This window comes from Luteitalea sp. TBR-22 (genome assembly GCF_016865485.1).
Lineage (GTDB): Bacteria > Acidobacteriota > Vicinamibacteria > Vicinamibacterales > Vicinamibacteraceae > Luteitalea.
Window position 1 is genome coordinate 1,180,010 of record NZ_AP024452.1, and the last position, 12,239, is coordinate 1,192,248.

The 12,239-nt window shown below is 69.7% G+C and carries 10 protein-coding genes; 3 read left to right on the forward strand and 7 right to left on the reverse strand.

Annotated elements, in window-relative coordinates; all coding sequences use genetic code 11:
• Positions 1-32 precede the first annotated feature (32 nt).
• The 4 genes from TBR22_RS04860 to TBR22_RS04875 form a co-directional block, all read right to left on the reverse strand.
• Positions 33-959: a fatty acid desaturase gene (locus tag TBR22_RS04860; protein ID WP_239491831.1), complete on the reverse strand. Its 927-nt coding sequence runs from the start codon at positions 957-959 to the stop codon at positions 33-35.
• A 223-nt stretch (positions 960-1,182) separates the two neighbouring features.
• Positions 1,183-2,235 carry a glycoside hydrolase family 43 protein gene (locus TBR22_RS04865; protein ID WP_239491832.1) on the reverse strand — a complete coding sequence of 351 codons (1,053 nt, stop codon included), beginning with the start codon at positions 2,233-2,235 and terminating at the stop codon, positions 1,183-1,185.
• A gap of 102 nt (positions 2,236-2,337) precedes the next feature.
• The gene (locus tag TBR22_RS04870) at positions 2,338-4,980 is read right to left on the reverse strand and encodes a protein kinase (protein WP_239491833.1); all 2,643 of its coding nucleotides are present in this window, start codon (positions 4,978-4,980) and stop codon (positions 2,338-2,340) included.
• 54 nt (positions 4,981-5,034) lie between these two features.
• Entirely contained in the window at positions 5,035-5,739 is a 705-nt protein-coding gene (locus TBR22_RS04875) for a winged helix-turn-helix domain-containing protein (RefSeq protein WP_239491834.1), read from the reverse strand.
• A 119-nt stretch (positions 5,740-5,858) separates the two neighbouring features.
• On the opposite strand from TBR22_RS04875, the gene TBR22_RS04880 reads away from it, so the two are divergent.
• The 3 genes from TBR22_RS04880 to TBR22_RS04890 all read left to right on the forward strand — a co-directional run bounded on the left by TBR22_RS04880 (position 5,859) and on the right by TBR22_RS04890 (position 7,833).
• Positions 5,859-6,329, forward strand: coding sequence for a hypothetical protein (locus TBR22_RS04880; RefSeq protein WP_239491835.1), 471 nt, complete (start codon positions 5,859-5,861; stop codon positions 6,327-6,329).
• Positions 6,330-6,369: 40 nt separating this feature from the next.
• A complete protein-coding gene (locus tag TBR22_RS04885; protein ID WP_239491836.1) occupies positions 6,370-6,864 on the forward strand; it encodes a hypothetical protein in 495 nt (164 codons plus the stop codon).
• A gap of 72 nt (positions 6,865-6,936) precedes the next feature.
• Positions 6,937-7,833, forward strand: coding sequence for a hypothetical protein (locus tag TBR22_RS04890; protein ID WP_239491837.1), 897 nt, complete (start codon positions 6,937-6,939; stop codon positions 7,831-7,833).
• A 20-nt stretch (positions 7,834-7,853) separates the two neighbouring features.
• Here TBR22_RS04890 and TBR22_RS04895 read toward each other — a convergent pair whose 3' ends face one another.
• From TBR22_RS04895 to TBR22_RS04905, 3 genes are all read right to left on the reverse strand, one after another.
• On the reverse strand, positions 7,854-10,025 hold the full coding sequence (locus tag TBR22_RS04895; protein ID WP_239491838.1) for a PQQ-dependent dehydrogenase, methanol/ethanol family: 2,172 nt from the start codon (positions 10,023-10,025) through the stop codon (positions 7,854-7,856).
• Entirely contained in the window at positions 10,022-11,035 is a 1,014-nt protein-coding gene (locus tag TBR22_RS04900; RefSeq protein ID WP_239491839.1) for an acetylserotonin O-methyltransferase, read from the reverse strand. The genes TBR22_RS04895 and TBR22_RS04900 overlap by 4 nt, the downstream gene beginning before the upstream one ends.
• A gap of 109 nt (positions 11,036-11,144) precedes the next feature.
• Positions 11,145-12,131, reverse strand: a complete 987-nt coding sequence (locus TBR22_RS04905; RefSeq protein WP_239491840.1) for a cyclase family protein — start codon at positions 12,129-12,131, stop codon at positions 11,145-11,147.
• Between the last annotated feature and the right edge of the window lie 108 nt (positions 12,132-12,239).

Below are 12,239 nucleotides of genomic sequence, written 5' to 3' on the forward strand. Positions count from 1 at the left end.
GGTGTGCCACCGCGGCGTCGCGATGTCCGGCGCTACGACTTCTCGAGCGCCAGGGGTTCCGCCGACGAGATGTCGATGGCGTCGTCGGTCTGCTGCGGCATGCGGTGCACGTGCTCGAGGCGCGCGACCTTGACGTCCCAGACCAGGCCGAGGGCGCGCAGGATGCTGATGTTGATGTAGTTGATGTCCACTTCGTACCAGGCCAGGCCGTGGCGCGCCGACACCGGGTGAGCGTGGTGGTTGTTGTGCCAGCCCTCGCCGAACGTGAGCAGGGCCACCCACCACAGGTTCGTCGAGTCGTCCTTGGTCTTGAAGCGGCGCGAGCCCCAGAGGTGGGTCGCCGAGTTCACGAGCCAGGTCGCGTGCAGCCCGTAGGTGGTGCGGAAGAACACGGCCCACAGCACGTACGGAATGCCACCGAAGGCGAGGAACGCCAGGCCGACGACCACCTGCGGCACCCAGTGCCAGGTCGTCAGCCAGACGTGCACGGGATCGCGGCTCAGGTCCGGCACGTAGCGGCGCAGCACGGCGGTGTCGTGGTGCATCGCCTTGCCCATGAAGATCCAGCCCATGTGCGCCCAGAAGGTGCCCTCACGCGGCGTGTGCGGGTCGCCCTCGTGGTCGGAATGCTGGTGGTGGATGCGGTGCGTGGCGACCCAGAAAATCGGACCACCCTCGAGCGCGAGCGTGCCGCAGATCGTCAGGAAGTACTCGACCCACTTGTAGGTCTTGTAGCCGCGGTGGGTCAGCAGGCGGTGATACGCCATGCCGATGCCGAGGCTGCCGGCGACGAACCACATCACCGCGGCGGCGAGCATCGCGCCGAGGTCGATGTAGAAGAACGCAGCCACGGCCCCGATGTGGAACGCGGTCATCGCGATGACCGTGATCCAGTTGACGCCATGGCCCTGGGCGGCCTTTCGGCCGTAGATGGAAGCGATCTTGACGGGTGCGCTCATTGAGCATTCACGATGCCACGGGACCCCGTCGGCCTTCTGTAATAGTTCTGTAAGACTGCCCAGGGGATAGGGGGGATGTCCCACCTCGCCGTTGGGCGAAACGGTAGGGCGGGGTGTCCCTACCCCGCCGTTGGCTGACTAACGGCGCGGTCGGAGACCGCGCCCTACCTCTCGCGGTCGGAGACCGCACCCTGCCCTCGACGGCCGACAGCGACGGGCAGATTCAGCCCGTCGTGCGGTACGGGACGATGGTCTCGATGGCGCCGTCGGGGCGGTGGGTGAGGCGCGTCACCTTCATGTTGCGCAGGTGGGTCTGCCCGCCCGAGGCCTGCGCGTCGTGGTAGAAGAGGTACCACTGTCCCTGGTGCTCGACGATCGAGTGATGGGTCGTCCAGCCGAGCACCGGCTCCATCAGGCGCCCGCGATAGGTGAAGGGGCCGTACGGCGAGTCTGCCGTCGCGTACACGAGGTAGTGCGTGTCGCCGGTCGAGTAGGACAGGTAGTACTTGCCGCCGTACCGGTGCACCCAGGAGCCCTCGAAGAAGCGGCGCGCGGTGTCGCCAGCCTTCAACGGCGTGCCGTCGGCGTCGAGGATGCGCACGTCGCGCGGCGCCTCGGCGAGCGTCTTCATGTCGGCGCCCAGCCGCGCCACCTTCGGCATGAGGGCCGGCGCGCCCGCCGCCGGGTACGTGTCCTCGCGCTTGTAGGTACCGGTCGCCCAGCGCTGCAACTGCCCGCCCCAGATGCCGCCGAAGTACATGTAGTGCGCGCCGTCGGTGTCGCGGAACACCGCCGGATCGATGCTGTACGTGCCGGCGACCGGCGCGGGGTCGGCGGTGAACGGGCCGCTGGGGCTCGTGCCCGCCGCGACGCCGATGCGGAACACGTCGTCGGCGTCCTTGGCGGGGAAGTACAGGTAGTACCGTCCGTCGCGCTCGGCGGCGTCAGGCGCCCACATCTGGCGCCTGGCCCACTTGACCTGCTCGATGGCCAGCGCCACGCCGTGATCCTTCACCGGGGCGCCCACCCGATCCATCGAGTACACGTGGTAGTCGCGCATCGCGAAGTGGCTGCCCAGGTCGTCCTGCGGCACGCCGGCGTCGATGTCGTGCGAGGGATACACGTACAGGCGGCCGCCGAACACGTGCGCCGACGGGTCGGCAGTATGGATGCCCGGCAGCAGCGGTTGGTCCTTGAACCACGGCGACTGGGCGGTCAGCCCCATCGTCGCGACGGCGGTCGTGGCGAGGGCGAAAGCAATCGTGCGGTAGGTCATGGCACGTCTCCGACTGTGAGGGGCGCGGCTGCGCCCCTCGAGATGAGAGTACTGCGGTCGCGGGTGCAGCCCGCAGTGGCCGTTCGCCCTGCGTGTCCGCGCTCAGTCGCGCGGCACCAGGCGCTTCAGTTCCTCGAACCAGTTCTGCACGACGACGAGCGATGGGGCCGTGCCGTCGCCGGGCGCCCGTGCCTTGATCATCAGGAAGCGGCCGTCGCGGCCGACGTCGTACGTCATGCCCCCGCCAACCGACCCGCCCCCGGCGTACGCGGCCCCGTCGAGGAGTCTGCTCGGCGTGCCCGGCGTGAAGGCCGGCCCTGCCGGAATCCGGCAGCCCATCACGTCGCCGGCGAAGCTCCGGTAGTAGAGATCACGGCCGTCCCTCCCCCAGGCTGGCTGCCGCCCACCACCTGCGGAGACCTGCCACTGTCGTCCTGACGTCGTGTCCGGATACGGGCGTACGTAGACCTCGAACTGCCCTGACGCGTTCGAGTCGTACGCAATCCAGCGTCCGTCAGGCGACACTTGCGCGTTGAGTTCGGCCGCGGGCGAGGCGATCACCGGCGAGACCTCGCGAGTCGCGAGCGTCAGCGCGTGGATGTCGCGAACACGTTCAGGGACGTCGGCCGAGAAGAGCAGGCGACCATCGGGCGTGAACGCCAGTGGCTGGTTCAGGCGGTCGCTCACGCGGAGACGCTCCGGTTCACCGCTGCCGTCGGCGTGCTGCCAGAAGAGATTCGCCGTACCGAACCGATCGCTCGAGAACGCGAGGCGTGTCCCATCCGGGCTCCAGGCGACGAGTCCGTTGTCGGCAGGGTCGGCGGTGAACCTGACGAGCGTCCGACGACGCGCGTCCCACACTTCGACGTCGCGGGTCTGGGCGTTGTAGACGACCGTGGCGACTCGAGTGCCGTCCGGGGACAGCCTGACGTAGACGTAGTCGCGCGGTGGTGCGCCCAGTGGCTCCTCGTGGCCGGCGCGGTCCGCCCAGACGAGCGTCGCCGGACCTCGCGAGCCGGATGGGAAGACCAGGGTGCCTTCCTCGGACACCGCGTACTCGTCGACGCCGGTGGACTCGATCTCGACTGGTGTCCCGGTGACTTCGAGCCGCCGCTCGTCGAACCTCACCGCGAAGAGCCGCTGACCCGTCTGGTACACGAGGTGTCCCGTGGTGAGCACCCTGGCGCGGATCCCGCCGTGCAGCAGCGTCTTCCGCGCGCCGGTGCGAAGGTCGACGGCGTCGATGCGTGCGCCAGCAGGCTCACTCGATCCGCGCCACACGAGGGCGTGGGCCGGAAGCACGGTGAACACGACGCGCTCCCCGCCGGGAAGCAACTGGGGGTAGGCCGGGTGCTCGCCGGCCCGGAAGGAGGCCGTCGTCACCTGCCGCGGATCGCCTCCGTCGGGCGACACCAGGAACAGCCCCCGCGCGTCGGCCACGACGATCGCGTCGTCGCCCCAGGCTGCCGTCGCGCCGTGGCCGACCGCGGCGACGACCGTCGCCGCACCTCCCGTCACGGGGACGCGCTTCAGTTCTGATCCGTCGAGGAAGCCGAGCCAGGAGCCGTCGCGAGAGAAGAACGGTGCGGTGGCAAACGTCCCGATGTCCTGCAGGACGTCGACGGCCAGCCGGTCACGCGATCGGACCGCCAGGCCACGGGGCGTGGCGTAGGCGATCCGGGCGCCGTCCCTGGCAATCGCCACGCTTTGCCAGGACCGTCGGTCGTGCTGCGCAGAAGCCGGGAGGACGACCGACAGTCGGCTGATCGGCGCCGGGGGAGCCCGCCGAGGCCCCGCAATCGTCAGCGCCAGGGCCGTCGCCGCTGCAGCCAGCGCCAGGACCGCGCCAAGGCTCCAGAGCATTGGCCTCGTGACGCGCCGGTCTTCGGCGATCGGTTCACGAGCCTCGAGGGCATCATCGATCTCCAGTCGCGCGTCACCGAGGTCGCGCAGGCGTTCCCTCGGGTCCTTCTGCAGGCAGCGGCGAACGAGCCGACGGATGCTGGCCCCGGCGGCAACGGGCAGGATGTCGAGGTCGGGTTCGCGGGTCAGCACGCTGGCGATCGCGTCCGAGGCGGTGGCGCCGTCGAACGCGCGTCGGCCCACGAGCATCTCGTATAGCACGCACCCGAATGCCCACACGTCCGCCTGCCGATCGACCTCGGCGCCGCGCGCCTGCTCCGGGCTCAGGTAGGCCGGGGTGCCGACGACGGCCGCGCGGCCATCGCTGGCGGTGACCGTGGGCGAGGTCGCGCCTGCGCCGGCCTCGGCGAGGGGCCTGGCCAGGCCGAAGTCGACCACCTTGATCACGCCATCGCGGCGGATCATGACGTTGGCGGGCTTGAGGTCGCGATGGACGATGCCGTGGTCGTGCGCCGTCTGGAGTGCGTCGGCGATCTGGCGCGCGATCCGCAGCGCGTCGGGCACGGGCAGCGCGCCGTTCGCGAGACGCGCCGCCAGCGATTCGCCCTCGACGAACTCCATGGCCAGCGCCGCCAGGCCATCGGCGAACTCGATCCCAAAGAGGGTGGCGATGTTGGGGTGATTGATCAGCCCGAGGGCGTGAGCCTCACGCTCGAGCCGGGCGCGCCGCCGTTGGTCGAAGCGCTCGCCCGACACGACCTTGAGCGCGACGTCGCGCGACAGGCGGACGTCACGCGCCAGGAACACGTCGCCCTGTCCGCCGCTGTCCACCAGCGCCGTCACTTCGTACGGACCGATGCGGTCCCCGTGGCCGATGGTCATCCGACATCGGCGTCCGGCCGGCGAGGGGGCGGGACAGGAAGGGCGCGTGGGGGCTCAGGCGCCACGGTGCGTCTCGGTCGGCATTCCGGTCACGGAGGTCCGATAGACCATTCGGATCGCGCCGACATGAACCACGTCACCCTCTTGCAAGCGCACCTGGCCGAGGACCGTCGTCGTCCCGACACGCGTGCCGTTCTTGCTGCCGAGATCCTCGAGCATGGCGCCCGTCGCGTCGACGAGGATGGACGCGTGGCGCCGCGAGACACTCGCGAAGTCCAGCCAGACCCGCGACGCCGGGTCCCGACCGATCGCGTTGTCGCCGGTCGCCAGGCGGATGCGCCGACCGTCGATCTCGACCCAGTGCAGGGCATCGGGCTCGGTGACAGGCGCCGCTTCGACAACCGTCCCGACGGCGTAGCCGATGCCGTGCACCGTCCGGATCAGGTCCACGGCGTGGTCCTTCTCTCGCAGCTCTCGCCGCACCTCCTTCACGAGGCTCGCGAGCGCGGCGTCCGAGACGAACGTGTCTGGCCAGAGTGCCCGGTGCAGCTCCGCCTTGGGTACCACTCGTGGTGCTTCCCGCACGAGGAAGGCGAGCAGGTCGAATGCCTTGGGTGTCAGGTGCAGGGGGGTGCCGTCGCACGAGACCCGGCGCGCGACTACGTCCAGCGTCACGGGGCCGAAACGCGCATGAGCGCGATCCCCCGTTTCTCCCTCGGAATTCCCCCGAGTTGCCCCAGACATCGGCGATGCGGCCATCCTACGCTCCGCTCCATCAATCGGGCAAGTCGGCCAGAGCTGGAACCGGCGTCTCGAGGCCCGATGGCCTCGCGGGCGCATTCGGGCGCGAGCCCACCGTGGGAAGAGCCATGCGCACGATGCACACCACGAAGACCCTCAGTCTCCCGGGCGCCGCCGTCGCCCTGCTCGTTCTCGCTGCGCTCCATCATCAGTTCACCGTCGAGGCCGCCCCTCCCAGGAACGCGGACCCGCGACGCGCCTACTACATGACCGGGACGACCCACACCGGAAGCCAGGTGCTGACCGCGTGCGCCGCCGGGTTCCACACGGCGTCGGTCTTCGAGATCTTCGTCCCCTCGGTGCTGCGGTACGACACCGCACTGGGCGCGGCGACCTTCGACTCGGGCGTCGGTCCGCCGTCCGGAGAGGCCGGCGTCGCGTGGGTGCGCACGGGTGATTCCCTCGGGCCGCACTGCGATGCATGGACGAGCGAGGTGGGATTGGGGGCGGCGGCGACCTTGAATCCCGACTACGAATCCAGAGCCCTTCTACAGATGGGCACTCACGACTGCGCGGCCCCGGCCTCTGTCTGGTGCATCCAGGACTGAACGAGCGCAGTGGGCGGGGACGCCGCCCGTCGGAGGAGCCATGCACGCCAGGCCCGATACGAAGACCATGACGATCCCGGGCGTTGCCTTCGCCTGCCTCGTCGTCGCAGCGGCACTCCATCATCAGTTCGCCGTGGAGGCGGCTCCCCCGAAGAACGCAGACCCGCGTCGCGCCTACTACATGACCAGGACGACACACACGGGTAGCCAGGCCCTGACCGCGTGCGCCGCCGGGTATCACATGGCATCGGTCTTCGAGATCTCCGTGCCAGCGATGCTGCGCTACGAACGCACACTGGGCGTGACCAACGTGGACTCGGGCGCCGGTCCCCCGTCGGGCTCCACCTCAGGCCGGGCGTGGGTGCGAAGCGGCCTGTTCGAATACGGTCCCAATCACTGCGGCGGCTGGACGAGCGAGGAAGGAGGGGGACTGGTGGCGTCGTTCGACCAGGAACCAGGACCGAGGACGCCGCGGCTGTTCGTGGGCGGCCAGTGGTGCACATCCCTGGCCGCCGTCTGGTGCGTGCAGGACTGAACGCAGCCGGCCGCGGGCTGCATCGTGAAGATCACGGAGATTGACTCACCGACGACCCGGAGGGAATCCGCCATGTCCGTCAGGCACACCATCATTCCAGCCGTCCTGTCCTGCCTCGTATTGTCGGTGGCCGCGCCACCGATCCACGCACAAGGGGTCTACGAGGGCTTTCAGCCGACGTTTCCGCAGTTTGCGACCGGACAGGGACTGGCCGGCGCCTGGACGCAGGGCGGCTTCAACGTCCTGGCGGCTGGATACACCGTGCAGGTCGACTCGCTGGCCTTCCAGGGGCTGCAGACCAGTGGTGGCCGGGTGTCCGGCGGAGCCTTCACGACCTTGAACGGCGCCGTCCGCAACCTCCTGCAGGCGGGTGGCGCGGACTACTCGACCATGTACATCAGTTTCCTCGTGCGCCCGCTCGGGACACTGAACGCGGGCATCTACAGTGGCTATTTCGGCGTGACCGTCGCCGGTGGGCCTGCCAACGAACTGTTCATCGGCAAGGGCGGCGGCGGCGACACCGGGAGCTATGTCCTCGAAACCCGCGGAGGAAGCGGACAGGTCAGTTCTGGCGTACCTGTCGTGGTCGGGCAGACGGCCCTGCTGGTCGTGCGTGCGGACTTCCTGCCTGGCAACGACGTCTTCACGCTGTACGTCAACCCGACCCCGGGTGGTGGCGAACCGTCGACCGGCACCGTCAAGTCCGACATCAACGTCGGTGCCGTGACCCGGTTGGGCATCTACTCGTCGGGTGCCTATTCGGTCGACGAAATCAGGGTCGGGGCGAGCTTTGCGGAGGTGACGCCTCGTGTCGCGTTTGCCGGGAGTCCCGGCGCTGCCAATTGCACGGGGCAGTCGGTGTCGGCGCTGGCCAGCCAGTACAAGGGCATCGCCAAGGCCGCCGCCGCGCTGGGCTACGACGACGTGACGGCACTGCAGGGAGCCATCGCCGACCACTGCACGCCGTAGTGACCAACGGTGCGGCCTCCTCAGTGCGTGGCTGTCGTCGGCGACGCCTGCTCGTCCTGGTACAGCAGCGCGGCCTGCCTGGCCACGTAGGCGCGGATCAACTCCGCGTCGGCCGGGGAGATCTGCTTGCCGAACCGCGGCATGCCGCGCGTCGACAGGGCTTCCTCGACGACCGCGGCCTTCCACAGCGCGGCGTCCTGCAGGCGCCCGGACTTGCGCAGGTCCGGCAGCACGCCGCCGGTGATCGCGGCGATGCCGTGGCACTGCAGGCAGTACGTGTCGTACAGGAGACCGCCGCGGCGGTACTCCGCCTCGCTCACCGGGAGGGATGGCGGCTTCGGCGTCGGGACACGCGTGAAGCGGAACACCGGCGCCGGCGCCGAACCTCCGAGCTTGAACGTGTACACGTGCGCATTGGTCGGCGAGCCTTCCCGGGGCAGGAACAGGCCGTTGATCAGGAAGAACACGCCGCCGTAGCCGGCCGGCACCGACACGTACTGCTCGCCATCGATCTCGTAGCTCACCGGGCCGGCGAGCGTCGCGGCCTGGTTGTCGAACGACCAGAGCTCCTTGCCCGTCTTGGCGTCCATGGCGAGGAAGTGCCCGTCGACGGTGCCCTGGAACACGACGTCGCCGGCCACGGCCAGCGTGCCGCCGTTGTACGGCCCGCGCCGCGCCGCGCGCCATGCCACCTTGCGCGCCACGGGATCCCATGCGAGCAGGGCGCCGCGATAGCTGTTGCGGATCGCCTTGCGCACTTGCAGGTCGTCGGGCAGCGTGCCGATGAGGACCCCGAGGTTCTGGAAGCCCTCGAGGCGCCTGTAGGCCGTGTCGTGGGTGTAGTCGATGGCGCCGTCCTGGATCGGGATGTAGACCAGCCCGGTCCGGGGGCTGTACGCCATCGGGTGCCAGTTGTGCCCGCCGTCAGGGTTGGGGTGGATGAGCGCGGTCCCCGCCTTGAAGCGCGCCTCGGGGTTCTCGATCGGCCGGCCGGTCTTCATGTCCACGGCGTGCGCCCAGGCAATCGGCGCGCCGGCCGGCGTGTCCGTGGCTGGCTTGAGGTCCAGGTACGGGTCGGCGGAGATCAGCTGGCCGTTGGCGCGGTCGATGACGTAGAAGAACCCGTTCTTGGGCGCCTGCATCGCGACCTTGCGCGGCACGCCGCCGATGGTGAGGTCGGCCAGCATGATCGGCTGCGTGGCGGTGTAGTCCCACGTCTCGCCGGGCGTGGTCTGGTAGTGCCACTTGTAGGCGCCCGTCTTCGCGTCCAGGGCGACGATCGAGGCGAGGAACAGGTTGTCGCCGCCGCCCGGGGATCGCACCTGCTGGTTCCACGGCGAGCCATTGCCGACGCCGACCAGCACCTGCTCGAACTCCGGGTCGTAGACGATGGCGTCCCAGACCGTGCCGCCACCCCCGTCCTTCCACCACGCGCCGGTCCACGTTGCGCGCATCCGCTCGAGCACCGCGTCGGACGCCGCGCCGTCAGGCCCCTTCGCCGGGTCGCCGGGCACGGTATAGAAGCGCCAGCGGAGCGCGCCCGTCTGGGCGTCGTAGGCCGACACGTAGCCGCGCACGCCGTACTCGGCGCCGCCGTTGCCGATGAACACCAGCCCGTCGGCGACGCGCGGCGCACCGGTGATCGTGTAGGGCTGCGACTGGTCGACGGTGACCGTCTCCCACGCGACGCGGCCCGATGCGGCATCGAGGGCCACGAGCCGGCCGTCGATCACGCCCACGTACACGCGGTCGCCGTGCACCGCGACGCCGCGGTTCACCACGTCGCAGCAGGCCTTCGGTCCGACCTCGCGACTCACCTTCGGGTCGTACACCCACCGCTTCGCGCCGGTCCTCGCGTCGATGGCGTGGACGATGCTCCACGCCGAGGTGACGTACATCACGCCGTCGCGGACGATCGGCGTGGCCTCGGCCCCGCGGTTCATGCCGAGGTCGTACGACCACGCGAGCCCCAGCCTGCCGACGTTGGCCGTGGTGATCCGCGCGAGCGGGCTGTAGCGCTGCTCGCTGTACGTGCGGCCGTGCGACAGCCAGCTGCCGGGCTCGGTGTCGGCCGCAACCACGCGCGCGGTGGCGGCATCGTGCCGGGACGGTGCGGGACCGCATGCGGCAAGGGCGCTGACGCCGAGCGCCAGTCCGACGCGTTGCAGGGCGGTGATGGCGCAGATGCTCACTTGATCCCGATGACCATCGAGTCAGGGCCGACGAGGTGCTCGACCCGCGTCAACGAGAAGCCGGCCTCGCGCATCCAGCCGGCGCAGTCGGCACCCGTGTAGTCGAAGCCTCCGGGCGTCTCAATCAGCATGTTCAGGCTCATCATCAGCCCGAACGCGTTCGTCGAGCGGTCGTCGTCGATGATCGACTCGTAGATCACGAGGGCGCCGCCGGCCGGCAGCGACGCGAACGCCTTGCCGATCAGCATCTGCTTGGTGGGCAGATCCCAGTCGTGCAGGATGTGGCCCATCAGGATGACGTCGGCCTTCGGCAGGTCGGACTCGAAGAAGTTGCCCGGCGCGAACGTCAGCCGATCGGCCAGGCCGAGCCCGGCGACGTACTCCTCGAAGACGGGCGCCACTTCCGGCAGGTCGAACCCCTGGCCCTGCAGGTGCGGGTTGGCGAGCGCGATCTGACTGGCGAGATCACCCTGCGCCGTGCCGACGTCGACGTAGGTGCGGTACTCCGACCACGGGAAGTCGTGCGCGATCGCCAGGTTCGCGCCGCGGCTGATGCCGCTCATCGCCGCCAGGAACTCCCTGAGGCGAGCAGGATCGGCGTACAGCGACTCGAACAGGCCCGGGCCGCCGGACTTGATCTCGTTCTGCGGCAGCCCGGTGCGCAGGGCCTCCGTCAGGTGTCCCCAGAACGGGTACAGGCGATGGTTGGCCATCTCCAGCATCCCGCCGATATACGAGGGCTTGTGCCGATCCAGGAACAGGTCGGTCTGCGGGGTGTTCGCGTACTGGTCGCCCGAGCGGGTGAGGAACCCGAGCGCGACGAGCGCGTCGAGGAAGTCGCGTGCCGAGCGGGGATGGAGCCCGAGGCGCCCGGAGAGGACCGCGAACGGCTCGGGGCCCCGTGCGAGCTCCGTGAAGACGCCCATCTCCACGGCGCTCAGCAGGGTCTTGGACGCCCAGAACGCGAGGCCGGTCTGCAGGATGTGTTCAGGGGTCAGGGGTGCGGTCACGGCGACGCTCTCGTGAGGGCGGCGAGACCGCGCCGCACGGCAAGGCAGTGGATGGAACGCCCCAAGGTTATCTCACAAGCTCTGCCTTTCGTGGGGCGCGGCCAGGACCTCATTCGCGGACCCGCAAGGGCATGGCGATGGGCCGGAAGGGCGCCGCCGATGCGCCACGGAACTTCAGCGAGGCGGCGACGAATGCGAACTCGTGGACGCCGTCGCGGGCAAGCGCCTCGAGATCGACCACCTCCACGATCGGGATCCCACGCTGCGCCAGCAGGTATGTGTGGACAGGCACCCACGATGGGCCGGGCTCGACGGGGAAGTGCTCGAGACTCAGGTTGTCACCCCCGATGACCATGGCCTGCCGCTCTTCGGCGAGCCAGCGCGCCGCCTCCAGCGACAACCCGGGCTGGTTCAGGACGTACCTGTCCACGTCTGGCCACGTCGTCATGCGTCCGCCCCGGATCAGCACGACGTCGCCGGGCTCGACGTCGACCCGCTGCCGTCGCAGGGCTGCCTGCAGGTCGGCCGCGGAGATGCGATAGCCGTCGGGCAGCACCGGCAGGCCCTTCAGGCCGGCCACGTCGATCAGCACGCCGCGCGCGACGATTGGCGGGAACTGCTCGACGCCGGCCTTGCGCCAGCCGCGGTCGCCGAGGTGCTGGTCGGCGGTGAACCCGTTCCAGATCGCGCCGCGCAAGCCGAAGTGGTTCAGCGCGTCGATGTGCGTGCCGGTGTGCGTGTACATCGACACCGCATCGCCGGTGTAGGCGACCAGGGCGTTCTTCGCGGCGCCGACACCCGCCGGATCGTCGACGGCCGTGCCACGCGGGGTGTGGGTCAGCCAGTACTGGTAGCGGGGGTCGCCCAGCAGGTGCCAGCTCGGCATGCCGACGAAGTACTCCACCGAGAGGTCGTACAGCCGACCGGCATCGGCGCGGGCCATGACGGCCTGCCGCGACGCTGGCGTCATCATGTTCAGCGTCCCGATCTGGTCGTCGGGGCCCCACGGACTGCGGGCCGGTTGCGGAAGGGTGGTGGCGGCGTGCACGGCCACCGAGACGATGGCGAGGGTGAGGGCGAGGGACCGGAACAGCACGGGACGCTCCTGTGGGGACGGTCGTCGGGCAGGCGACCGACGTTCATGTGTGTGCCAAACAAAACGTGTTGGCAACACATGATACGTGCGCCACACCGCGAGGTTCCC

Bases quoted from the DNA above. Each gene is read 5' to 3' on its own strand.
- TBR22_RS04880 (WP_239491835.1), top strand. From the start codon at position 5,859: ATGCACACCACGAAGACCCTCAGTCTCCCGGGCGCCGCCGTCGCCCTG.
- TBR22_RS04875 (WP_239491834.1), bottom strand. From the start codon at position 5,739: ATGGCCGCATCGCCGATGTCTGGGGCAACTCGGGGGAATTCCGAGGGA.
- TBR22_RS04885 (WP_239491836.1), top strand. From the start codon at position 6,370: ATGCACGCCAGGCCCGATACGAAGACCATGACGATCCCGGGCGTTGCC.
- TBR22_RS04860 (WP_239491831.1), bottom strand. From the start codon at position 959: ATGAGCGCACCCGTCAAGATCGCTTCCATCTACGGCCGAAAGGCCGCC.
- TBR22_RS04890 (WP_239491837.1), top strand. From the start codon at position 6,937: ATGTCCGTCAGGCACACCATCATTCCAGCCGTCCTGTCCTGCCTCGTA.
- TBR22_RS04865 (WP_239491832.1), bottom strand. From the start codon at position 2,235: ATGACCTACCGCACGATTGCTTTCGCCCTCGCCACGACCGCCGTCGCG.
- TBR22_RS04870 (WP_239491833.1), bottom strand. From the start codon at position 4,980: ATGACCATCGGCCACGGGGACCGCATCGGTCCGTACGAAGTGACGGCG.